Consider the following 21,020-nt stretch of genomic DNA (forward strand, 5'->3'; position numbering starts at 1 on the left):
AAAAGCCCCGCTGCAAAACAGCGGGGCTTTTTTGTATTGCCTGCTTGCGGCTTATTTCATCGTCGGCATGACGAATTCGGCACCCGACTTGATGCCAGACGGCCAGCGCGAGGTGATGGTCTTGGTCTTCGTCCAGAACTTGATCGAATCCGTGCCGTGCTGGTTGAGGTCGCCGAAGCTCGAAGCCTTCCAGCCGCCGAAGGAATGGTAGGCGAGCGGAACCGGGATCGGAACGTTGATGCCGATCATGCCGATATTGACGCGGCTTGCGAAATCGCGGGCTGCATCGCCGTCACGGGTGAAGATGGCGACGCCGTTGCCATATTCATGCTTCATCGGCAGTTCCAGCGCCTCTTCGTAGTTCTTGGCACGAACGACCGACAGAACCGGTCCGAAGATTTCCGTCTTGTAGATGTCCATGTCAGGGGTGACGTGGTCGAACAGGCAGCCGCCGACAAAATAGCCGTCTTCATAGCCCTGCAGCTTGAAGTCGCGGCCGTCGACCAGGAGCTTTGCGCCCTGTTCCACGCCGCTGTCGATCAGGCCCTTGACGCGCGTCTGGGCTTCCTTGGTGACGAGCGGGCCCATATCGGCCTTGTCGTCGGTGTAAGGACCGATCTTCAGTGCCTCGATTTGCGGAATGAGCTTTTCAACGAGACGGTTTGCCGTCTCTTCTCCGACAGGAACTGCAACGGAAACAGCCATGCAGCGCTCGCCGGCCGAACCGTAACCGGCGCCCATCAGCGCGTTCACGGCCTGATCGAGATCGGCGTCCGGCATGATGATCATGTGGTTCTTCGCGCCGCCGAAGCACTGCGCGCGCTTGCCGTTCATGGCAGCGGTGCCATAGACGTAACGGGCGATCGGCGTCGAGCCGACGAAGGAAACCGCGCCGATATCGGGATCGGTGAGGATGGCGTCGACGGCACCCTTGTCGCCGTTGACGACGTTCAGGATGCCGGCCGGAAGACCGGCTTCGATCATCAGTTCCGCGAGGCGGATCGGCAGCGACGGGTCGCGCTCGGAAGGCTTGAGGATGAAGGCGTTGCCGCAGGCGATCGCCGGGGCGAACATCCACATCGGGATCATGCCGGGGAAGTTGAACGGGGTGATGCCTGCGCCGATGCCGACCGGCTGGCGGATCGAATACATGTCGATGGCCGGGCCCGCGCCTTCGGTGAACTCACCCTTCTGCAGATGCGGAATGCCGCAGACGAATTCGCAGACTTCAAGTCCGCGGACGATATCGCCCTTGGAATCTTCGACGGTCTTGCCGTGCTCGCTGGAGAGCAGCACCGCCAACTCGTTCATGTCTCGGTTCAGAAGTTCGACGAACTTGAAGAAAACGCGGGCACGACGCTGCGGATTGGTCGCAGCCCATTTCGGCTGTGCCGCCTTGGCGCTTTCGACAGCCGCGCGCAGTTCGGCGTCGCTGGCAAGCGCGACCGTAGCCTGAACTTCGCCCGTGGCCGGATTGTAGACATTCGATGTGCGGCCGCTGGTGCCCGGCACATGTTTGCCATTAATGAAATGACCGATTTCCTTCATGGTGTTCCTCCAGAATGTGATGGCGCAGCATTGCCTTTCGATTTGCACAAATCAATCGCCTGAAATAAGCATCAATTGTGCAAAAATAGACACAAGGAACGTGGCATGAACTGGGATGATGTACGTTTGTTCCTGAGCGTGGCGCGAAGCGGCCAGTTTCTTTCCGCGGCCAGAAAGCTCGGTGTGAACCACGCCACTCTCAGCCGCCGGGTTTCCGCGCTGGAAGCCGCCATCGGTACCCAGCTCTTCCTGCGCAGCACCAATGGCTGCGAACTGACGGAGGAGGGTCAGCGGCTTCTTGCGAGTGCGGAGCGCATGGAAACTGAAATGCTGAATGCCCAGGCTAATCTCGGTCGCGTCGATACGGCGGTTGCGGGAACGGTGCGCATCGGCGCGCCGGACGGCCTCGGCGTATCCTTCCTCGCGCCAAGGCTTGGCAGACTGACGGCGCGTTATCCAGATCTGAAAATCCAGCTCGTTCCGGTGCCGCGTTCCTTTTCGCTGTCGCAACGTGAGGCTGATATCGCCATCACTATCGAAAGGCCGGAACAGGGCAGGCTGATGTTTTCCAAGCTCACCGATTATTCACTCGGCCTCTATGCCTCGGCGAATTATCTGGCTGACTACGGAACGCCTGATGATGTCGAGGCACTGAAACGCCACCGGCGGATCGGTTACGTGGAGGACCTGATCTTTTCGCCTTCGCTGAACTTCACAGGCGAAATCATGCGTGAGTGGGACGCCGCCTTTGAAATCTCAAGCGCTACCGGCCAGACGGAGGCAGTACGATCCGGTGCAGGGATCGGCATCCTGCACAATTACATCGCGGGCCAATATCCCGAACTTATACGGATCATCCCGCATCTCACCATCAGCCGGTCCTATTGGACGGCTTATCACGAATCCGCTCGCCAGTTGGTCCGTGTCCGCACGGTGGTCAATTTTCTCCAGGAACTCGTGGCCGAAGAACGACGCATCTTCATCTGATATCCGAAGCTCCGGCGTAATAGTACTATTAATTGTGCAAACCCGTCCGTTGTGGACTTGACAAAGGACGGCTGGTTGGACGACCAATGCAACCATTGGGAGATCGGAACTGACATGTCGACTATGATAAAAAAGCTTTCGCCGACGGGCCTCGGCGTGGCCGTGATGCTGCTTGGAATGCTGCTGTTTGCGTTGAACGACGCCATGGGAAAATGGCTCGTATCGACCTACAGCCAGGGCCAGGTGATCCTTATCCGAAGCGCCGCGGCGCTGGTCATCCTTGTTCCGATCGTCTGGAGAGCCGGCCTCTCCGGCCTCGTGAAAATCGAGCGGCCCGGCCTTCAGGCGGCGCGCGTCTTTTTCTCCACGGCCGAGCTTTTCTGTTTCTATTTCGCGGTCGCGGCGCTGCCCCTGGCGGACGTCATGACCTATTGGCTCGCGGCGCCGATTTACGTGGCGGCGCTTTCCCCGTTTCTGCTCGGAGAAAAGGTCGGCTGGCGTAGATGGACGGCCATTGGCATCGGTTTTGTCGGCGTTCTCATCGCGCTCAAGCCGAGCTCGGCAAGCCTCACCTCCGCTGCACTCTTTTCTATCCTCGGCAGCGCTGCCTTTGCATTCATGATGTTGTCCGGCCGCCAGCTGCGCAATACGCCCGACACGGTGCTCGCCTTCTGGCAGATCATCGGCGCTGCGCTTGCGGGCATTGTCGCCGTGCTCGTCACGCCATCGGGATGGCTGCCGGTGCAATCCGGTTTTGATCTTGCCTTCCTCGGCCTGCTCGGCGTCGTCGCCATGGCGGCGCATGTGCTGGTCAACCGGGCGCTCAAACTTGCCGATGCTGCAACGGTTGCGCCGCTGCAATATACGCTGCTGCTCTGGGCGGTCATTTTTGGATGGCTGTTCTTCGGCGATGTGCCCCAGACAAGTATCGTGGTCGGCGCGGGCCTGATTGTTCTTTCGGGCCTTTACATCTTCTTTCGCGAAAATACGCTCAAACGCCGTCGCGAAACCGCCGAAGATCTGGCCGCAGAGCAGGTTTGATCTCTGGTTGCGATCACGGGACTTGACGAAGGCGTGATCTTCAGGGAGTAAGAAGGGGCCCTGCGATGATTTGTCTCGCAAGGGCAGAGGAAACAAAGGTGCCGGGCCCCTCTGGCGAGAGTTTTACGGCGCTCTCGTGATGTCGGTACCGCCTGCAAAATTCGCCGGCGGATTAAAAACTATGAAAAACCTGAATGTGCTTCGCGCGCGTGCTTTCTGCGTGCGGCCTGACGCCCCGCGTCGGTCTGCAACCGTCCTCGTAATGAACGGTGACCGGACATGAGCGCTGCCCAGAAAACCACGCTCTCCTACTTCAAGTGGGCTTTTATCGTCACCATCGTCGGTCTCATCCTCGGCGGCTATCTTGGCTGGGAAATGACCGGTACGGTTGGCGGTACCGCGACGATCTTCTTCATCTGCGTCGTTCTGGCGGTGCTGGAAATCTCGCTTTCTTTCGATAACGCCATCGTCAACGCGAACAAGCTGAAGGACATGACGCCGGTCTGGCAGCACCGCTTCCTGACATGGGGCATTCTCATTGCCGTTTTCGGCATGCGTATCGTCTTCCCGCTGCTGATCGTTGTCGTCGCCGCCAATGTCGGTCCCTGGACGGCCATCGTCATGGCGGCAACCCAGCCGGAACGTTATGCGGAAATCATGCAGGACGCCCATCTGCCGATTGCGGCTTTCGGCGGCACCTTCCTGATGATGGTCGGTCTCAACTTCTTCTTTGACCATGAAAAGGACGTGCATTGGGTGCGCTGGATCGAGGAAAAGGCTGCGACCTATTCTTCCGTCAAGGGCATCGAGATCGCCTTCGTGCTTGTTGTCATGCTGATCTTCTCGCGCATCATCGGCGCCAGCGACAACCCGGAACTCGGTCCGGTCGCGGCCAACACGTTCTTCCATTCGGCGATCTGGGGTCTCTTGACCTTCCTGCTGGTAGAAGTTGTCGGCGGCATTCTCGATCGTAGCCAGGAAATGCTGGAAGGCGCAGCAAAGGGCGGTTTCGGTGCGTTTCTTTATCTCGAAGTGCTTGACGCCAGCTTCTCCTTCGATGGCGTGATCGGTGCCTTTGCGCTGACGCAGAACCTGTTCATCATCGCCATCGGCCTCGGCATCGGCGCCATGTACGTGCGCTCGATGACGATCATGCTGGTCGAGAAAGGAACGCTCGCCGAATATCGCTATCTGGAGCACGGCGCCTTTTATGCGATCCTGATCCTGTCGGTCATCATGTATGTGCAGACCATGGTGCATATACCTGAAGTCATCACGGGCCTTGGCGGCGCAACCCTGATCGGTATCTCGCTCTGGTCGTCGATCCGCTATAATCGGCAGCAAAATGCCGATGCAGTCGATGCCGCACGCGGCGCAGAGATTTGATCCACAATACCCCTGTCTTCCGCCGTCACGGCGGGAGACAGTTTTTAAGCATTGAATTCGTTCTTGCCTCTTTTTATCGCCATTTACGCCTTGCAAACGCCTTCGCCGCGCGCGTCATTTATCCATTAAGTCCCTGATTTAAAATATACTTGTGCGGCGCAGCAAAACTGGCACGATTTCTGCATCTCATCTTGCAAGTCCAGAGGGGACATATGGCCTAAAAATGGGTCAACAAGTACCGCCGCGCCGCGCGATCTTTCGGATCTGCGCCGTGCGGCGGTTCTGTTTGTGGGGATGGTTCTTGAGTTTTTCGCGCTGTTGCATGAAAACGATAGGACAACGACTGGAAGGTTTATCGGCTTGCCTGCAGAACTTTCGCCCACGGCCGCCCTCGGGCTCTGGCATCGCGTCTCGATGGCGCAGGTCACGGCCGACGCGCCCGATTTGACCTTGCGTCAGACAGCCATCCTGCTGCAGATTTATCTTGTGCCGCCGCCGCATACCGTGCGCGGCCTCGCCGGCCTGCTGGGCGTGACCAAGCCGGTCATCACCCGCGCGCTCGACAGTCTCGGCGCGCTAGGGCTGGTTGACCGGGCCCGGGATGAGCGGGACAGGCGCAATGTCGTGATAAAGCGCACCGTCGCAGGTGCGCTTTATCTGGAAAAATTCGGCGATCTGATTATTGATCAGGCCCGTAATATCTAACCTCTGGACGTGAACCCCATGATGCTCGACCGCCGCCTGAATGTCTTCCGCTCCGATCTCGCCGACGAAAAACTGCAAGGGGCGGTGCAGGCCGATCGTTTCGTCCGCGGATCTCCCGCACAGGTCGTGGTACCTGTCATCGGCCTGCGGCCCACGCCGGACCTTGTCGCCGGTATCGATACTGAACTGCTGTTCGGCGAGACCCTGCGCGTTTTCGACAGGGCGAACGGCTGGGCCTGGGTGCAGGCGGATGCGGATGGTTATGCGGGTTACGTGCCGGAAACGGCCATTGGTGATGTCGTCGCGGCCACTCACCGTATCGTTGCTCCCCGTACCTTTGTTTATCCTTCGGCCGAACTGCGCAAGCCACCGGTGGCGGCGCTGTCCATGGGCAGCTTGATCCGGATCGTCGGTGAAGAGGAGACCCGTGGCACCCGGTATCTCATGACCGAAAATGGCGAAGGCGTCATTGCCGCCCACTGCCGGACCGTCGATGCTGCCGCTGACGACGACTATGTCGCGGTGGCGTTGCGCTTCATCGAAACCCCCTATCTGTGGGGCGGTCGCTCCGGCTTTGGTATCGATTGTTCAGGCCTCGTACAGCTTTCCATGGCGATGGCGGGCCGGCGGGTGCTGCGCGATACCGACATGCAGGTGAAATCGCTCGGTGTGGAAATAGAGCGGGACGAGTTGCGGCGCGGCGATCTGGTTTTCTGGAAAGGCCATGTCGGGCTGATGGAAAATGAGGAAACGCTGCTGCACGCCAACGGCCATACCATGAATGTCGCGCGCGAAAATCTCGCTGCAGCCATTGAGCGCATCGGTTGGCTTTATGAAAAGCCGACGGCGTTCCGTCGCCTGGAGGACTGAGGGAGCGCTTCACGAAATTGTTCCCGTCTTGCCCTTTGTGCGACAGCCGTCGCCGGCCTACATGCTGTCAATAATGGTACGGGACGGACACTCATGAAGACAAGAACGGCGGCACGATTGGCAGCGATCCTCGCGGCGGTCTTATTGAGCACTTCGGCAGAGGCCCAGACGGTGTTCCAGAACGGTTTTGCCCCGGCACCCGACGCCTATGCCAACCTGCCCGGTGTAAAAGACCCTCGAACGCTCCAACCCAAGGTCCGTTATAACTGCCATAGCGAACTGGGAAGCACCGGATATTCACGTGGGCCCTACCGGACCGTCTTCGGCAGTCGCGGACTTCCCGTCCAGGGTTACCGCTGCACCGATGAAAACGGTATTTCCAGCTTTGGCGGACGTAACCCCGTTTCCAAGGATTGGTACCCCGGCATCAATCCCGTTGATCCGACTTTCTGACGCGGCGTGCCCGTAGCCCCTGGCTGAAAACGATAATGAGGTTGCCGGGAAATCAACGCGCGGGCGGCCTGGTGAGGCATTTGCCGGGCCGGTGCTCTGGACTTGTTGTCGCTTTTTCAGATAAATCTTCCGCATGACGGGTTGATACCTGCCAGGGTGCGGATTGACATCGGCTATTCTGACCTTTGGCCGATACTGGGGAATGCAAGTATGACGAAGACCGATATAGCCACCCGTGTCCACAATCATACCTGGAAACTTGACCCGATCGTCCGCAGCCTGATCGATACGGATTTCTACAAGCTGTTGATGTTGCAGATGATCTGGAAGCTTTATCCGGAAGTCGACGCGACGTTTTCACTGATCAACCGCACCAAGACGGTGCGGCTGGCCGAGGAGATCGACGAGATGGAGCTGCGCGAACAGCTCGATCATGCGCGTACTCTGCGTCTTTCCAAAAAAGAGAATATCTGGCTTGCGGGTAACACGTTTTACGGCCGCTCGCAGATTTTCGAGCCGGAATTTCTCTCCTGGCTATCAAGCTATCAGCTGCCGGAATATGAGCTTTTCAAGCGCGACGGGCAGTACGAGCTGAATTTCCACGGCCGCTGGATGGATACGACGCTCTGGGAAATCCCGGCGCTCGCCATCATCAACGAGTTGCGTTCGCGTAGCGCCATGCGCTCGCTCGGTTATTTCACGCTGGATGTTCTCTATGCCCGCGCAAAGGCCAAGATGTGGGAGAAGGTTGAGCGGCTGCGGGAACTGCCGGGCCTGCGCATTTCCGATTTCGGCACCCGCCGCCGCCATAGCTTTCTGTGGCAGCGCTGGTGCGTCGAGGCGTTGAAGGAAGGCATCGGGCCGGCCTTTACCGGTACGAGCAACGTGCTGCTCGCCATGGATTCGGACCTTGAAGCCGTCGGGACCAACGCGCATGAACTGCCGATGGTGGTCGCGGCGCTGGCGCAGACGGATGAGGAGCTGGCTGCCGCGCCCTATCAGGTTCTGAAGGACTGGAACCGGCTTTATGGTGGCAACCTGCTGATTGTTCTGCCCGACGCCTTCGGCACGGCGGCGTTTCTGCGCAATGCGCCGGAATGGGTGGCTGACTGGACGGGTTTCCGCCCGGACAGCGCACCGCCGATCGAGGGTGGCGAGAAGATCATCGAGTGGTGGCAGAAGATGGGTCGCGACCCGCGCAAGAAGATGCTGATCTTCTCCGATGGCCTCGATGTCGATGCCATCATCGACACTTACAGGCATTTCGAAGGCCGCGTTCGCATGAGCTTCGGCTGGGGCACCAACCTCACAAATGATTTTGCTGGCTGCGCGCCAAAAACCATCGCCAGCCTCAAGCCGATCTCCATCGTCTGCAAGGTCAGCGACGCCAATGGCCGGCCGGCTGTGAAACTCTCGGACAATCCGCAAAAAGCAACCGGTGAACCGGCCGAAGTGAAGCGTTACCTGAAATTCTTCGGCCAGGAAGATCACAAGGAACAGAAGGTTCTGGTTTGATCAAAGCGGGGCGCTCCGGTCGACGAAGCACCCCTAAAGCCGCTATTTCGTGAACTGATGTGCGATATAATGGAAGAGGGCGCGAATACCCTGCGCTTCTCCACCGATCGATGAGTGGTGCCTTTCACTCAGCGACCAGCCGTAAATATCGAAATGCGCCCAGCGCCGGGTGTTGGTCACGAAACGCTTGAGAAACAGCGCGGCGGTGATCGATCCGCCCATGCCGCCGGAAGGCGCATTGGTAATATCGGCCGCGCGCGAGCGAATGTCCTTGTCGTATCCCATATAGAGCGGCATGCGCCACAGCGGATCGTCGGTATCGATGCTGGCTTCAGCGATGTCGTGGGCCAGATCGTCGTCGTCGGTGTAGAAGGGCGGCAGATCGGGACCGAGCGCGACGCGGGCGGCGCCGGTCAATGTTGCCATGTCGATCATCAGGTCTGGCGCGTCCTCATCGGCATAGGCCAGAGCGTCCGCCAGAACGAGGCGGCCTTCCGCATCGGTATTGTCGATCTGCACCGTCAGCCCCTTGCGGCTCCGGTAAATGTCGCCGGGACGGAAGGCGTTGGAAGAGATGGAGTTTTCGACCGCGGGCACGAGGACGCGCAGGTCGACCGGCAGCTTCGCGTCCATGATCATCAGAGCCAGGCCAAGGACATTGGCGGCGCCGCCCATGTCCTTCTTCATCAGGGCCATGGACGCTGCGGGTTTTATATCGAGACCGCCGGTGTCGAAGCACACGCCCTTGCCAACAAGCGTCAGACGCGGATTACCCTTTTTACCCCAGTTCATTTCCAGAAGGCGTGGTGCGCTTTCGCTGGCGCGGCCGACGGCGTGGATGAGGGGGAAGTTTTCCTTCAGCAGGTCGTCGCCGGTGGTCACCTTCACCTTCGCCTTGTAATGGGCGGCAAGGGCCCGGAAAGCGATCTCCAGCTCATCCGGTCCCATGTCGTTGGCAGGCACATTGATGAGATCGCGCGCGAGAAAGACGCCCGCGAGAATGCGCTTGATCTCGCCGTCTTCGGCATCCTGTGGAATGAGCAGCTTGGCCCCGCTGGTTTTGGTGGTCTTGTATTTGTCGAAGCGGTAGCTGCCGAGGCCGAAACCGAGAGCGAGGCGATTGGCCGTCAGTGGTGCGGTCTCGATGTGCCACTCGCCTTCAGGCAGTTCGCGGGCGAGTTTGCCGGTGATGAACGGTATTTCAGAGGGATTGCCGCCAAGGCCGAGAAGCACGCCGCCGAGCGAACCATCGGCAGAGGGAACGAGCAGGATGGCACCGGCTTCCGCCTTGAACCCTGCTTTCTTTGCCCAGTCCAGAGCGACGGGGTCAATGGCGCCCTGCTCGATGTGGGCGGGCGTGACTGCGAAAACCGGCAGTGTACTGCCTGCCTTTGAGCTGAAAGGGGTCGGGCGTTCGATGAACTGATAGGGCGCCATTATATGCTTCCGTAAATGTCGAGAATCGGTGCGATTAACGCTCTGTTAGGGTTAACAGATTATTGCTTAAGCGAAAGTTGCGTCATGTGAGTCTGTCGTTTGTCGGGCGCAAGATTGATCATTCTTGGGCGAGGGCGCTGCCATGACTGCTTTTTCTTTGGCTGAGACAGGCCGGACAGGGTTGCTGCGGGGCGCGTGTTTTGCAGCATTGGTTCTTGCGGTTTCTGGATGTGCAAGCACCAACAAACCGGACCGGATGTCTACCGGCTCCATTCCCGCCGCCGCGCGCTCCTATGATCACATGAACATGGACCAGCTTCGCCAGGCGGAAGAAACCGCCGGCAAAGCCTATGAACGCAATCCCAAGGACAAACCGGTGGGCATGAATTATGCCAGCGTCTTGATGATGACGGGCAAGAACACGCAGGCTCTTGCAGTCATGCAGCAGATAGCCATCGCCAATCCCGCCGACCGCGACGTGCTTGCCGCGTATGGCAAGGCACAGGCGGCCGCGGGACAGCTGGAGCAGGCGCTTTCAACCATTCAGCGGGCGCAGACACCCGATCGACCCGATTGGCGCCTCTACTCGGCCGAAGGCGCGGTGCTTGACCAGCTTGGACGTTCGAGCGAAGCCCGCTCCCGCTATCGGCAGGCGCTTGACCTGAAGCCGAACGATCCGAGCGTGCTTTCAAATCTCGGCATGTCCTATGTGCTATCGAGCGATCCGCGCACTGCCGAAACCTACCTGCAATCGGCCATCGCCCAGCCTGGCGCCGACAGCCGCGTTCGCCAGAACCTCGCGCTCGTTGTCGGCCTCCAGGGTCGCTTCGCCGAAGCAGAGCGCATTGCGGTACAGGAACTCTCGCCGCAGCAGGCTCAGGCAAACCTGACTTATCTGCGGGCAATGCTGTCCCAGCAAAATTCCTGGCAGCAGCTCGCAAAAAAAGACGGAAAGCCGGCGGGCTGATGCTTCGCGCGATGCCGCGTCCTTATATCCGGAACTTGACGCGTCGCCGCGAAATTCGGGCGGTATGTTTTTCAGAACGTGTCCAGCACGCGGATGATGGCAGGGCCTAGAATGACGGCGATGAGGACCGGCAGGAAAAATACAATCATCGGCACGGTCAGCTTCGGCGGCAGTGCAGCCGCTTTTTTCTCCGCTTCATTCATGCGTTCGTCGCGGCCTTCCTGTGCGAGAACGCGCAGCGCCTGAGCGAGCGGCGTTCCGTAACGTTCCGCCTGAATAAGCGCTTGCACGACGCTTTTCACGGCTTCGAGCTGTGTTCGCGTGCCGAAATTCTCGAGAGCGACCCGCCGGTCTTGCAGGAACGACAGTTCCGCCGTCGTCAGCATCATTTCTTCAGCCAGTTCGGGTGACTGCTCACCCATTTCCTCTGCCACGCGGCGCATCGCGGCCTCCATGGACACGCCGGATTCGATGCAGATCAGCATGAGGTCGAGCGCATCCGGCCAGGCTTTCTTGATCGACGCCTGCCGTTTGTTCATGCGGTTCGACACATAAATATTGGGAGCATAGAAACCGATATAGCCGAACAGCAACACAGCCATCAGCCGGACGATGAAGGCTTTGTCGGAGAGATTGCCGAGCACGAAGATCCAGGTGAAGGCTACGGCCAGAAAAATGAAAGGCAGGATGAAGCGGGCGGCGAGAAACGTGTTGAACGCGTTTTGGGAACGAAGCCCTGCTGCCCGCAGCTTGTTCATCGTGTTCTTGTCCGCAAGCGCTTCCTGGAGGTTGAATTTCTCCACGATGCGCCGGGCGGACTTGTTATTGTTGCCGCGCAAGGAGGTTTTGCCTTCCCTGGTAACGGTCGCAAGCCGCTCGCGCTCGCGGCTGCGGATGAGATCGCGTTCCGACGACACGGCTTTCATGCGTTTGGCAAAATCCTTCCGCTCGAAAACCGGCATGATGAGCGTATAAAGGGTGGCGAAAACCGCCAGCGTCACCAGAACGGCGACGATCGTTTGCGGATTGGTGAGGCTCGAAAGAAAACTCCCGCTCATTCTGCGCCCTCAAATATCGAAATTGATCATTTGGCGCATGATGAATATCCCGATCAACATCCAGACGGCCGACGCCCCAAGAATGATATGGCCGCGAATATCGGTAAAAAGCACCGATAGATATTCCGGCGAGGTAAAGTGCACCAGCATCATGACGACAAAGGGCAGCGAGCCGATGATGACCGCAGACGCCTTTGCCTCCATCGAAAGTGCATTCACCTTGGCCCGCATCTTCTTGCGGTCGCGCAGAACTTTTGAAAGGTTCGACAGCGCTTCGGAGAGGTTGCCGCCGGCCTGCGCCTGAATGTTGATGACGGTGCTGAAAAAGCTCACTTCGAAAAGCGGCATTGTCAGCATCATGCGCTCGATCGCCTGGGGAATGCCGATGCCGACCTGCTGCGCGTCGACAACCCGCTGGAACTCCGTTTTCACCGGCTCCTGGCCGTCAGATGCGATCAATCGCACCGCGTCGTTCAGCGGCAAACCGGATTTGATCGAGCGACACATGACATCAAGTGCGTTGGGAAACTCTTCGAGGAATTTCTTCTGCCGGCGCTTGAGGAGGAACGCCAGTGCCCAGCGCGGCAGCCCCAGCGCGATAACGGCGCCTATCGGTAGGGCGATAAGCAATGACAGGCCATAAAGAAGTGCGATGAGGGTGGCAAAGCCCGCCGCGCCGACGCTCAGCAGCTGAAACTGTCGCAGGGACAGCGTCAGCCCCGCCTGAACGAGCTTTTCGCGCAAACCGACATTTTTTGCCTTTTTTGCCCTCTCATTTTGTTTTTTTTCCATTTCCCGCAGGTTGTCCTGCATGGATTTGCGGCGTTTGCTGAGCTCATGCACGCGGTCACGTGCGGCTTTGATGTTGGTGTGGTCCGTCTCCGCGGCCTGGACCCGCTTGAAGCGGCTGGTGGTCTTTTTTTCGACCTCTATCTGCTGGAAAAGAAAAGCGTAAGCGAGCGCGCCCGCCGAAACGGCGACGAGTGCGGCCAATAAGAGGATTGTCGGGTCCATGGCGGTCGCTTTCCCTTAGGAGGTCTTTTCCATTTCATCGAGCGCGGCGGCCAGGCGTTTTTCCTCGCCATAATAGCGTGCACGGTCCCAGAAATGGGGTTTGCTGATGCCCGTCGATACATGTCTGCCGATCAGTTTGCCGTTGGCATCCTCACCTTCGATTTCGTATCGCATCAAATCCTGAGTGACGATCACGTCGCCTTCCATGCCGATCACTTCAGTGATCTGGGTTATCCGGCGTGAACCATCACGCAGGCGCTGCGCCTGTATGACGACATCGATCGATCCCGAGATGATTTCACGCACGGTTTTGGCCGGCAGGGTGAAGCCGCCCATGGCGATCATGGATTCGATGCGGCTGAGGCACTCGCGTGGTGTATTGGCGTGCAGCGTTCCCATTGAACCGTCATGGCCGGTATTCATCGCCTGGAGCAGGTCGAATACCTCCGGTCCGCGCACTTCGCCGACGATGATGCGTTCCGGCCGCATGCGAAGGCAGTTCTTGACGAGATCCCTCATCGTGATCTCACCTTCCCCTTCGATGTTCGGAGGCCGCGTTTCGAGTCTGACGACATGCGGTTGCTGCAGCTGCAGTTCGGCGGTGTCTTCGCAGGTAATGACGCGCTCATCCCTGTCGATGAAGCTCGTCAGGCAATTGAGAAGCGTGGTCTTGCCGGAGCCGGTGCCGCCCGAGATGACGACGTTGCAGCGGACACGACCGATGATCTTGAGCAGTGTCGCGCCTTCGGGTGTGATCGCACCGAAACGCACGAGCTGGTCGAGCGTAAGCTTGTCCTTCTTGAATTTTCGGATTGTCAGCGCCGGGCCGTCGATGGCGAGCGGCGGCGCGATGACGTTGACGCGCGAGCCGTCCGGCAGGCGGGCGTCGCATATGGGGCTCGATTCATCCACACGTCGGCCAACCTGGCTGACGATGCGCTGGCAGATGGAAAGCAATTGCGCGTTGTCGCGGAAGCGGATGTCGGATTCAATGGTCTTGCCGCCGACTTCGATGAAGGTCTGGCCAGAACCATTGACCATGATATCGGCGATGTCGTCGCGGGCAAGAAGGGGCTCAAGCGGCCCATAACCGAGAACGTCATTGCAGATGTCTTCAAGCAGTTCTTCCTGCTCGGCAATCGACATTGCGAAATTCTTGATCGTGATGATGTCGTTGACGATATCGCGAATTTCCTCGCGCGCGCTCTCCGCATCAAGTTTGGCGAGCTGCGAAAGGTCGATCGTATCGATGAGCGCGGAAAATACCTGGCTCTTGGTATTGTAATAATCCTCCGTGCGGGCGCGCTTTTTTTGCGCCGGCTGCGTGACCGCCATCTGTCGCGCTACGGGTGATTGGCCCGGCTCGAGCGTGTCGATGGAGAGAGAGCGCGGCTCGGGCGCCGCCACCTGCATGGGGACAGGTGCGACGGGATCCGGCTTCGTGCTTCTGGCTGGGCCCTCGGCCCCGCGTTTTCCGAACATCGGCGTTTCCGTCAATAGGCGCGGAGGGAATCCCTACTTGCGCTTGAGAATATTCTTAAGTCTGTCCAGACCGCCGCGCCGGCTTTTGCGCAGCACCGTGCGACCGGTGATGGTATGGGCAATTTGCGAGAAGGTTTCTGCGATCTGGGATTTTTCATCCATTTCGCTAATCATGCGTCCGCTGTTTGCGGCGTTTCCAAACAATTGCGCCTCGAAGGGAATGATCGCAATCGGCTCGATTTCCAGCGGGTCGAAAAAATCCGCCGGAGCGATTTCGGGTCGCTTCGGCATGCCCACCTGGTTGAGGATGAGATGCGGCAATTTATCGTTGGGGCGCAGTTTTATCAGCGCGTCGAACAGGTTCTTCGTGTTGCGAAGATTCGCAAGATCCGGAACCGCGGTGATGACGACCTCATCCGCTTCCGCAAGCACAGCCCTTGTCCAGTCGCACCATTGGTGGGGAAGGTCGAGGACGGCGACGGGGGCGCTACGCTGCAAAACCTCAAGGATCGGCAGAAAGGCCTGGCGGTCTAGATCGTAAGTCCGGTCAAGAAGCGACGGTGCCGCGAGCAGCGATAGGTGATCGGAGCATTTCGTCAAAAGGCGGTCGAGAAATACCTCATCCAGCCGCTCCGGCGAGAAAACCGCTTCCGCCATGCCCTGGGCCGGATCCTGATCGAAATCGATATTGGCTGTGCCATAAGCCAGATCCATGTCGGCGAGAATGGTTTCCGTCGAAAACAGGGTCGAGATGCCGAAGGCGCAATTATGTGCGACCGTCGAGGAGCCCACCCCACCTTTGGCGCCAATGAAGGCGATGTTGCGGCCAAGCGGCTCCGCTTCGGGGTCGACGAAGATCGCGGCGATCGAAGCCAGAAGATCGGCCATGTTGACCGGGGCGACCAGATATTCGGAAATACCGTTGCGGATGAGGTCGCGATAGAGCGTTATGTCATTGTGGCGGCCGACAATGATGACACGGGTGGAGGGGTCGCAAACCTCCGCGAGAGGAGCAAGATCATCCAGCAGCGAAGCCGGCGCGCTTGCCGTCTCCAGAATGATGAGATTTGGCGTAGGCGAGGCAGAGAACATCGTGGCCGCAGCGTTGATGTCACCCTTCGTCACCCGCAATGTTACCTTGCTCATGCGCCTGTCACCGGACAATGCGTCCATGACGCCCTGCATGTTGTCGCTGACGCAGAAGGCGTGGATGGAGATGCGGGGCAGGGGCCGCAGGCGGTCCATATCGGAGGTGCGCACCGGCTGCAGGGTGTCTGCTCCGTCGCTTGACTTGATGTCGTATTCTACAGCGCTCATCGTCTTTCCTGCCGTGACAATTGTTGGGACCGCATCAGTTTGCGGTGGCCGTGTTCTTGCCGTTACGATACGTATCGATAACCACTGCGCGGCGCTCGGCATCGATGGGGCTCATGCCGCGCGGGCCGACCAGATCCATCGGATTGGCGACTTGAGCCGCGAGATTGCTTTGCGAAGCGCACCCGAAATTGTACCAGTTCTTGTTGGCGAAGGTGTTGTCCAAAAGGTCTTCCGGCCACTGGCCGCATTGCCCGGTCATGGCGGTAATAGCGACATAGCTCAGTCGGATGGGGGCGGAGTCGCCGTTCGGGGAGGCGGCGTAGCGCGTTTCCATGATCTTGCCCGGTGCGACCCCGGCGCCGGACAGCGTAGTGCGGATCTGTTTCGCCATTCTAGCGGCGCTTGCCGAATTGGCTGATCCCGATGGCATCTGGATGTTGATGACACCCGTCGACATCGACGCATAATTCTGGGCGAAACCACGTATATTGTCCGCCATCGCCGTGGTGAGACGGCTATCGCCTGCCGAAACCGGGATATCAAGCGAATGTTCCGCTTCCGACAGGGTGATCGGATGGCGGGTTCGGTAATCGTCGGGAATGGCGTTGGTCGTCAAAGGGTCACGCGCGCAGCCCTGCAGAAGGCCGGCGGTGAGCGCAACCATGGCGACGAGACCGGCGCGTTTGATGGACAAAAAGGAAGAGGTTTCCTGCATGATGTTTCCTGCCCCCGCCGGGCTTGCTCTGAAGAGGGGATTTCGTGCGCGTTTGGTCATTTGTAGATGAACCCCACCGATCCCTGATAAGGAGCCGCCTGAACCTGGTCCTTGCGGCCATAGACCTTGTTGACGCGGTTCATGAAATACATGGCTGCATCGTTTTCCGGATTGAAGTTGTCATCCGGCCGGGCGATCTGGTTGCGCGCGACTGGCCGCACCAGATAGGGCGTCGCGATGATGACCAGTTCCGTTTCGTTGCGGATGAAGTCCTTGCTGCGGAAAAGCGTACCGAAGATCGGAACCTTTGAAATGCCCGGAAGCCCCGACATGGCCTGGCGGATATTATCCTGGACCAAGCCGGCGATGACGATCGAGCCGCCCGATGGGAGTTCGACCGTTGTCGAGGTCTCGCGCTTGCGGATCGACATATAAGTCGAACCTGGGATGTTCCGGCCTGCATTTCCGGTTACCACGTTACCTTCATAGGTAGGCTCGGAAACATTGGTCTCGATCTTGAGGCTGATCCGTCCTGGCGAAAGCACGACCGGCCGGAAATTCAAGGTTATGCCGTAGTCGACCGTGTCGGTCGTGCGCGTTATGGTCTGCTGGCCCGTATCCTTGTCGATGGTGACTTCCTGTTCCGCAGGCAGACGGAAATCGCCCCCGACATAGAACTTTGCCTGCTCGCCGGAAATGGCGGTGAGGCTGGGTTCGGCCAGCGTGCGTACGACACCGGCCTGCTCCATGGCATTGAGATAGGTGGCAAAGTTGAGCGAACCGGAACCGATCGCGCCGCTGGCGATCCGCGAGGCGCCGCTGATTGCATTTCCAAGATTGGACGGATTTGCGAATTCGAAGCCGTTATTGCTTGTCGAACTGCTGATGGAGCCATTGAAACCCAGCTGTTTCAGCACCTGCCGGCTGACCTCGGCGACGGTAACCTTCAGCGTTACCTGATCTTCGCCTTCGATCGTCAGCATATTGACGATTTGCGATACCTGGCGGTTTTCGGCAAAAATTGCGGCGTCTCCGCCATTGTCGCCACCTGTCAGCGATATGTTACGGGTGGTGGCTTCACCACCCTTCAGAAAGGCTTCGGCAAGCTGTACTGCCCGTGCCGAGTCCTGCGGTGTACGAACCGTTCCCGTCAAAACGATATTGTCTGAAACAATTTCGACCTTGATGTCGGAGTCGGGAATAAAGCGGCGAATATTGGTTTCCAGCCCGACGATATCGCGCTCCACCTCGAGATCGAGGCTGACGATTTCACGGCCACTATCGCCGAAAATGAAAATATTGGTCTGCCCCACCGTTTTTCCGAAGAGATAGATTCGTCTCGACGTGCGGGTCACGGCATCGGCAAGGCTGGGGTCAGCAACGAGAATATCATGGGCGTCCTCGGGCAGGTCGATGACCAAAGCCTTGTTGAGGCCGAGTTTCAGGCGTTTGCGAACGCCCGAGCCACTCTCGGTGATGCGCACGATGCTGGCGCTTTGTGCCGCGGCCTCGCCGAGACGCAGAAATTCGGGCGAATGCGGGTCTAGAATGCCTGAAAAAGCCACGCAGAATGCAAGTCCGCCCAGCATCGATGAACGCAGGTGTTTTTTAACGCGCTTTGCCATGAACCCCCCGGTCATTGTGATGCTCCCTGATTGCCCTTGACGATTGAACCGGATTTGATCACCTGAATTTCCGGTTGGCCGGAGCCACCGTTGAGAAGATAGCCCGCCGAAAGCGTGTCGTTTTCCTGTGCATCGGCGATCGAGCGCAGGGCGAGAGTGAGGCGATCCGCCATCTGCTGCGCCACCGTTATGATCTTCGCCTGCTCAGGCGTCAGTTCCAGTGTGGCCGTTGCGCCCACGACGGCGGAAATCCCGTCTTCGCCTTCCTTGATCTGCTGGTCGATCGCGAGAACCCGGACATTGTTCAAAACATTCTCGGTCAGGAAGTTTCCGTTCTCACCCTTGCGAACCATGATGACGTCGACACGGTCATTGGGCAGTACGAAGCCGCCCGCGCCGGTTGAAACGGAAATTTCCGTGGCGACGGCGCGTTTTCCTGCCGGCAGAAGCGATGACATGATGCGGGTACTGGAATCGACGACTTTTTCCGGCCGCACCGGTTCCCCCTCGAACAGGGGCAACCGCACGACGGCGCCGGTGAGTTCGGTGATTGCGTTGGGGTTTTTGGCTTCGGTTATGAAGCTGTCGACGACATTGCCCTGCGGCCAGGGCGTCCAGCGCACCGAGCTGTCGTTCAGACGGCTGCCGACGGGTAAATTGACCGAGGAAACGAGAACGTTGACCGTCGGCTCTTTCTGGATGATCGTTTCCGCCTTTTCGATAACCTGTTTTGCACCGGAAATCTGCATGGCGACAAGACCGGCAAGGCCGGCAGCCACCAGAGCAACGGACATAATGACGATACGCGACGGTTTCATGCTCGATCCTTGAGGGAGTCAGATTCTTCTCACCTCAGGATGGCGCGCGATTGGTGTAATTATGGTTAATATTGTGCTTGGATTTGTAGTTAATGATGCCTTAATTCCGGTGAGGCAGTAATTCTCTCTAGGAGAGGCTGGCGATTGCCGCTTTTACTATCGGTGCGTCACCATAGGTCAGGAACCCTGCAATGGCGATGCCGATCCCATAGGGAATTTTTTTTGCCACGAGCAGCGAAGCTGGCACGGGAATGCCGCTGGCCATGATTTCCTGGGCGCGCGACCGCAAGAGCAAAATGCCGAGGGTCAGCAGTCCTCCAACGAATGTCACTGAAAGCAGAAATTCAACAAGGGAAACGCTGAAGCCGTACCACACCGCTGCGCCAGTCAGGAGTTTCGCATCTCCACCACCCATGACGTTTGCCGCAAAAAGCGCGAAGCAGGCAGCAAAAACTACGCCCGCCGCGGCAAGGCTCATTCCGAAAGTATGCCAGCCCATGCCGGAAAAAGGCGCGATCACGATGAACGACAGCAGCAAAATCAGCGGAATCCGGTTGGGGATAGTCATGCTTAGCAGGTCGGTAAACGCCGCGAATGCAAGGCAAAGCGGAAGTGCCAGGAAGATGACGGCTATAACCATGAAGGAAACTCCCGTTTATTCGAACACTTCCAGGCGGCGTGCACAGGTATTCCAGGTATTGAACACAATGTGAAATGCCGCTCACAAGTTTTGAGCGGCATTTCGATCTCAGATTGGAAGCAATTAGAAAGCTGTATTTCGAGCGGTTGTCATAGTCGTACCGATGCGGTCGAAGAGCGCGTCGAGCTGTGTGCCGACGACGCCTGCGCCGCCAACGATTGCGACGGACAGCAGGGCAGCAATCAGGCCATATTCAATTGCCGTAGCGCCGGATTCGTCCTTGAGGAAACGAGCGAAAATCTTGGTCATGAGTATCTCCTAACTCTTGTGTAGTTCAGCACGCCGACAACTGTTCTCCGTTGTTCGGTTGCCTTCAAACTACAGACGAGCGATTTCCAAGCGCTTAAAAAAAACGATTAACTCAAAGTAAACGGCAGGATGAGTTTCCTTTGGTAAATAAATATGAAAAGTATTTAATGTATTTCTATATTTGCTTATAAACAAAATTCTTCTGTCGAAGGGCTGTTCTCATTTTGGGAAAACGGGTTCCTCAATGAGACACAGATGTTCAGTTATGATGCGGGGCGGCGCACGTCGGGAATGCCAGGAATTATGCATGGTTACCGTGCGCATCACGCATTTTCGTCACTTAACGCTTCATTCACTAAAACCACGCATTCTTTGACGCGGTAAACTGCTGATTAGTGAGCAAGGGCAAAAAGCGTGTCATCCGGAAAACTGACGAAAATTGTGGTCGGCTTGTCGGTCATTCTGGGAGGGGCGTTCCAGCCCGGTTTTGCCCAGGAAGACATATTGCGCGTCTCGATGAATCACGCCCGCGTCCTCCGTCTCGACCGTCCTGTCAGCAAGGTTATCGTCGGCAACTCGAAAGTTGCCGATGCCACGGTTGCCGACGCCACCACGATCGTTCTGACCGGCCGCAGTTTCGGCACGACAAATCTCGTACTTCTCGACGCCGAAGGGAATCCAATCGTCGATGAGCGGATTCTCGTCTCCATTGATGAAGGCAATACGGTCCGTGTTTTCCGCCAGACGGAGCGAACCGTTCTTTCCTGCACGCCCAATTGTGAGCAGCATTCGCAAAACAGTGGCGACAAGGACGCCCAACCTTAACAAGGCTTGGTCCGCCTCAAATCCGAACGATCGAGCCGCCGTATTCGATGCCGTGAAGGCGTGAGCCTTGGCTCGTCATCTGCATCTTTTCCTAAGGGTAAGATTGGCGCTGGGCGTCAGCAAAACGAAAAACCGCAACATGTACCCCTGCGTTCTGCAGGAGGGCCAAATGTTGCTGTTTTTTCGTCTAAGTATTTGATCTGGCTAAGATCAAAATGGAATGGTGCCCAGAAGAGGACTCGAACCTCCACACCCTTGCGAGTACCAGCACCTGAAGCTGGCGCGTCTACCAATTCCGCCATCTGGGC

Annotated in this window: 20 protein-coding genes and 1 tRNA gene; 9 read left to right on the top strand and 12 right to left on the bottom strand. The window is 58.1% G+C overall.

Annotated features, from left to right (window positions below; genetic code table 11):
- Positions 1-51: 51 nt before the first annotated feature.
- Complete coding sequence (locus ACZ47E_RS13255; RefSeq protein ID WP_004439286.1) at positions 52-1,548, bottom strand: CoA-acylating methylmalonate-semialdehyde dehydrogenase; 1,497 nt, start codon at positions 1,546-1,548, stop codon at positions 52-54.
- A gap of 105 nt (positions 1,549-1,653) precedes the next feature.
- Between ACZ47E_RS13255 and ACZ47E_RS13260 the strand changes: the two genes are divergently transcribed.
- From ACZ47E_RS13260 to pncB, 7 genes are all read left to right on the top strand, one after another.
- Positions 1,654-2,535, top strand: coding sequence for a LysR family transcriptional regulator (locus ACZ47E_RS13260; RefSeq protein ID WP_174150588.1), 882 nt, complete (start codon positions 1,654-1,656; stop codon positions 2,533-2,535).
- Positions 2,536-2,658: 123 nt separating this feature from the next.
- Positions 2,659-3,576, top strand: a complete 918-nt coding sequence (locus tag ACZ47E_RS13265) for a DMT family transporter (protein WP_006699764.1) — start codon at positions 2,659-2,661, stop codon at positions 3,574-3,576.
- A gap of 279 nt (positions 3,577-3,855) precedes the next feature.
- Complete coding sequence (locus ACZ47E_RS13270) at positions 3,856-4,962, top strand: DUF475 domain-containing protein (RefSeq protein WP_004439293.1); 1,107 nt, start codon at positions 3,856-3,858, stop codon at positions 4,960-4,962.
- A gap of 360 nt (positions 4,963-5,322) precedes the next feature.
- Entirely contained in the window at positions 5,323-5,667 is a 345-nt protein-coding gene (locus ACZ47E_RS13275; protein ID WP_035206798.1) for a MarR family transcriptional regulator, read from the top strand.
- An 18-nt stretch (positions 5,668-5,685) separates the two neighbouring features.
- Positions 5,686-6,537: a C40 family peptidase gene (locus tag ACZ47E_RS13280; protein ID WP_278067152.1), complete on the top strand. Its 852-nt coding sequence runs from the start codon at positions 5,686-5,688 to the stop codon at positions 6,535-6,537.
- Positions 6,538-6,630: 93 nt separating this feature from the next.
- On the top strand, positions 6,631-6,990 hold the full coding sequence (locus ACZ47E_RS13285) for a hypothetical protein (RefSeq protein ID WP_072493832.1): 360 nt from the start codon (positions 6,631-6,633) through the stop codon (positions 6,988-6,990).
- Positions 6,991-7,200: 210 nt separating this feature from the next.
- Positions 7,201-8,505 (top strand): nicotinate phosphoribosyltransferase, encoded by a 1,305-nt coding sequence (gene pncB / locus ACZ47E_RS13290; protein WP_278067153.1) that lies wholly within the window; start codon positions 7,201-7,203, stop codon positions 8,503-8,505.
- Positions 8,506-8,547: 42 nt separating this feature from the next.
- On the opposite strand, the gene ACZ47E_RS13295 is transcribed toward pncB, so the two are convergent.
- Entirely contained in the window at positions 8,548-9,942 is a 1,395-nt protein-coding gene (locus ACZ47E_RS13295) for a leucyl aminopeptidase family protein (protein ID WP_072493833.1), read from the bottom strand.
- A 256-nt stretch (positions 9,943-10,198) separates the two neighbouring features.
- Between ACZ47E_RS13295 and ACZ47E_RS13300 the strand changes: the two genes are divergently transcribed.
- Positions 10,199-10,909 (top strand): tetratricopeptide repeat protein, encoded by a 711-nt coding sequence (locus ACZ47E_RS13300; RefSeq protein WP_174150681.1) that lies wholly within the window; start codon positions 10,199-10,201, stop codon positions 10,907-10,909.
- Positions 10,910-10,980: 71 nt separating this feature from the next.
- Here the strand turns inward: ACZ47E_RS13300 and ACZ47E_RS13305 are convergent, their stop codons facing one another.
- The 9 genes from ACZ47E_RS13305 to ACZ47E_RS13345 all read right to left on the bottom strand — a co-directional run bounded on the left by ACZ47E_RS13305 (position 10,981) and on the right by ACZ47E_RS13345 (position 19,887).
- Positions 10,981-11,967 carry a type II secretion system F family protein gene (locus ACZ47E_RS13305; RefSeq protein WP_004439300.1) on the bottom strand — a complete coding sequence of 329 codons (987 nt, stop codon included), beginning with the start codon at positions 11,965-11,967 and terminating at the stop codon, positions 10,981-10,983.
- 9 nt (positions 11,968-11,976) lie between these two features.
- Entirely contained in the window at positions 11,977-12,981 is a 1,005-nt protein-coding gene (locus ACZ47E_RS13310; RefSeq protein ID WP_004439301.1) for a type II secretion system F family protein, read from the bottom strand.
- A gap of 15 nt (positions 12,982-12,996) precedes the next feature.
- The gene (locus tag ACZ47E_RS13315) at positions 12,997-14,463 is read right to left on the bottom strand and encodes a CpaF family protein (protein ID WP_035206587.1); all 1,467 of its coding nucleotides are present in this window, start codon (positions 14,461-14,463) and stop codon (positions 12,997-12,999) included.
- A 33-nt stretch (positions 14,464-14,496) separates the two neighbouring features.
- Positions 14,497-15,780, bottom strand: a complete 1,284-nt coding sequence (locus ACZ47E_RS13320) for an AAA family ATPase (RefSeq protein ID WP_022555427.1) — start codon at positions 15,778-15,780, stop codon at positions 14,497-14,499.
- A 34-nt stretch (positions 15,781-15,814) separates the two neighbouring features.
- Positions 15,815-16,495, bottom strand: coding sequence for a CpaD family pilus assembly protein (locus ACZ47E_RS13325; RefSeq protein ID WP_278067154.1), 681 nt, complete (start codon positions 16,493-16,495; stop codon positions 15,815-15,817).
- Between the two features lie 56 nt (positions 16,496-16,551).
- Positions 16,552-18,135: a type II and III secretion system protein family protein gene (locus tag ACZ47E_RS13330; RefSeq protein ID WP_045533064.1), complete on the bottom strand. Its 1,584-nt coding sequence runs from the start codon at positions 18,133-18,135 to the stop codon at positions 16,552-16,554.
- The gene (gene cpaB / locus ACZ47E_RS13335) at positions 18,132-18,938 is read right to left on the bottom strand and encodes a Flp pilus assembly protein CpaB (RefSeq protein ID WP_107339899.1); all 807 of its coding nucleotides are present in this window, start codon (positions 18,936-18,938) and stop codon (positions 18,132-18,134) included. The genes ACZ47E_RS13330 and cpaB overlap by 4 nt, the downstream gene beginning before the upstream one ends.
- Before the next feature lie 127 nt (positions 18,939-19,065).
- On the bottom strand, positions 19,066-19,578 hold the full coding sequence (locus ACZ47E_RS13340) for an A24 family peptidase (protein ID WP_037089473.1): 513 nt from the start codon (positions 19,576-19,578) through the stop codon (positions 19,066-19,068).
- A 123-nt stretch (positions 19,579-19,701) separates the two neighbouring features.
- Positions 19,702-19,887 carry a Flp family type IVb pilin gene (locus tag ACZ47E_RS13345; RefSeq protein WP_037089472.1) on the bottom strand — a complete coding sequence of 62 codons (186 nt, stop codon included), beginning with the start codon at positions 19,885-19,887 and terminating at the stop codon, positions 19,702-19,704.
- Between the two features lie 414 nt (positions 19,888-20,301).
- Between ACZ47E_RS13345 and ACZ47E_RS13350 the strand changes: the two genes are divergently transcribed.
- On the top strand, positions 20,302-20,712 hold the full coding sequence (locus ACZ47E_RS13350) for a pilus assembly protein N-terminal domain-containing protein (protein WP_004439310.1): 411 nt from the start codon (positions 20,302-20,304) through the stop codon (positions 20,710-20,712).
- 221 nt (positions 20,713-20,933) lie between these two features.
- Here the strand turns inward: ACZ47E_RS13350 and ACZ47E_RS13355 are convergent.
- Positions 20,934-21,020: transfer RNA gene (locus ACZ47E_RS13355), tRNA-Leu, on the bottom strand.

This window comes from Agrobacterium sp. 5Ca39, from assembly GCF_055382365.1.

Excerpts from the sequence above, each read along its gene's own strand:
- ACZ47E_RS13255 (WP_004439286.1), bottom strand. The coding sequence starts at position 1,548 with ATGAAGGAAATCGGTCATTTCATTAATGGCAAACATGTGCCGGGCACC.
- ACZ47E_RS13260 (WP_174150588.1), top strand. The coding sequence starts at position 1,654 with ATGAACTGGGATGATGTACGTTTGTTCCTGAGCGTGGCGCGAAGCGGC.
- ACZ47E_RS13265 (WP_006699764.1), top strand. The coding sequence starts at position 2,659 with ATGATAAAAAAGCTTTCGCCGACGGGCCTCGGCGTGGCCGTGATGCTG.
- ACZ47E_RS13270 (WP_004439293.1), top strand. The coding sequence starts at position 3,856 with ATGAGCGCTGCCCAGAAAACCACGCTCTCCTACTTCAAGTGGGCTTTT.
- ACZ47E_RS13280 (WP_278067152.1), top strand. The coding sequence starts at position 5,686 with ATGATGCTCGACCGCCGCCTGAATGTCTTCCGCTCCGATCTCGCCGAC.
- ACZ47E_RS13285 (WP_072493832.1), top strand. The coding sequence starts at position 6,631 with ATGAAGACAAGAACGGCGGCACGATTGGCAGCGATCCTCGCGGCGGTC.
- pncB (WP_278067153.1), top strand. The coding sequence starts at position 7,201 with ATGACGAAGACCGATATAGCCACCCGTGTCCACAATCATACCTGGAAA.
- ACZ47E_RS13295 (WP_072493833.1), bottom strand. The coding sequence starts at position 9,942 with ATGGCGCCCTATCAGTTCATCGAACGCCCGACCCCTTTCAGCTCAAAG.
- ACZ47E_RS13300 (WP_174150681.1), top strand. The coding sequence starts at position 10,199 with ATGTCTACCGGCTCCATTCCCGCCGCCGCGCGCTCCTATGATCACATG.
- ACZ47E_RS13305 (WP_004439300.1), bottom strand. The coding sequence starts at position 11,967 with ATGAGCGGGAGTTTTCTTTCGAGCCTCACCAATCCGCAAACGATCGTC.
- ACZ47E_RS13310 (WP_004439301.1), bottom strand. The coding sequence starts at position 12,981 with ATGGACCCGACAATCCTCTTATTGGCCGCACTCGTCGCCGTTTCGGCG.
- ACZ47E_RS13315 (WP_035206587.1), bottom strand. The coding sequence starts at position 14,463 with ATGTTCGGAAAACGCGGGGCCGAGGGCCCAGCCAGAAGCACGAAGCCG.
- ACZ47E_RS13320 (WP_022555427.1), bottom strand. The coding sequence starts at position 15,780 with ATGAGCGCTGTAGAATACGACATCAAGTCAAGCGACGGAGCAGACACC.
- ACZ47E_RS13325 (WP_278067154.1), bottom strand. The coding sequence starts at position 16,495 with ATGCAGGAAACCTCTTCCTTTTTGTCCATCAAACGCGCCGGTCTCGTC.
- ACZ47E_RS13330 (WP_045533064.1), bottom strand. The coding sequence starts at position 18,135 with ATGACCGGGGGGTTCATGGCAAAGCGCGTTAAAAAACACCTGCGTTCA.
- cpaB (WP_107339899.1), bottom strand. The coding sequence starts at position 18,938 with ATGAAACCGTCGCGTATCGTCATTATGTCCGTTGCTCTGGTGGCTGCC.
- ACZ47E_RS13340 (WP_037089473.1), bottom strand. The coding sequence starts at position 19,578 with ATGGTTATAGCCGTCATCTTCCTGGCACTTCCGCTTTGCCTTGCATTC.
- ACZ47E_RS13345 (WP_037089472.1), bottom strand. The coding sequence starts at position 19,887 with ATGACCAAGATTTTCGCTCGTTTCCTCAAGGACGAATCCGGCGCTACG.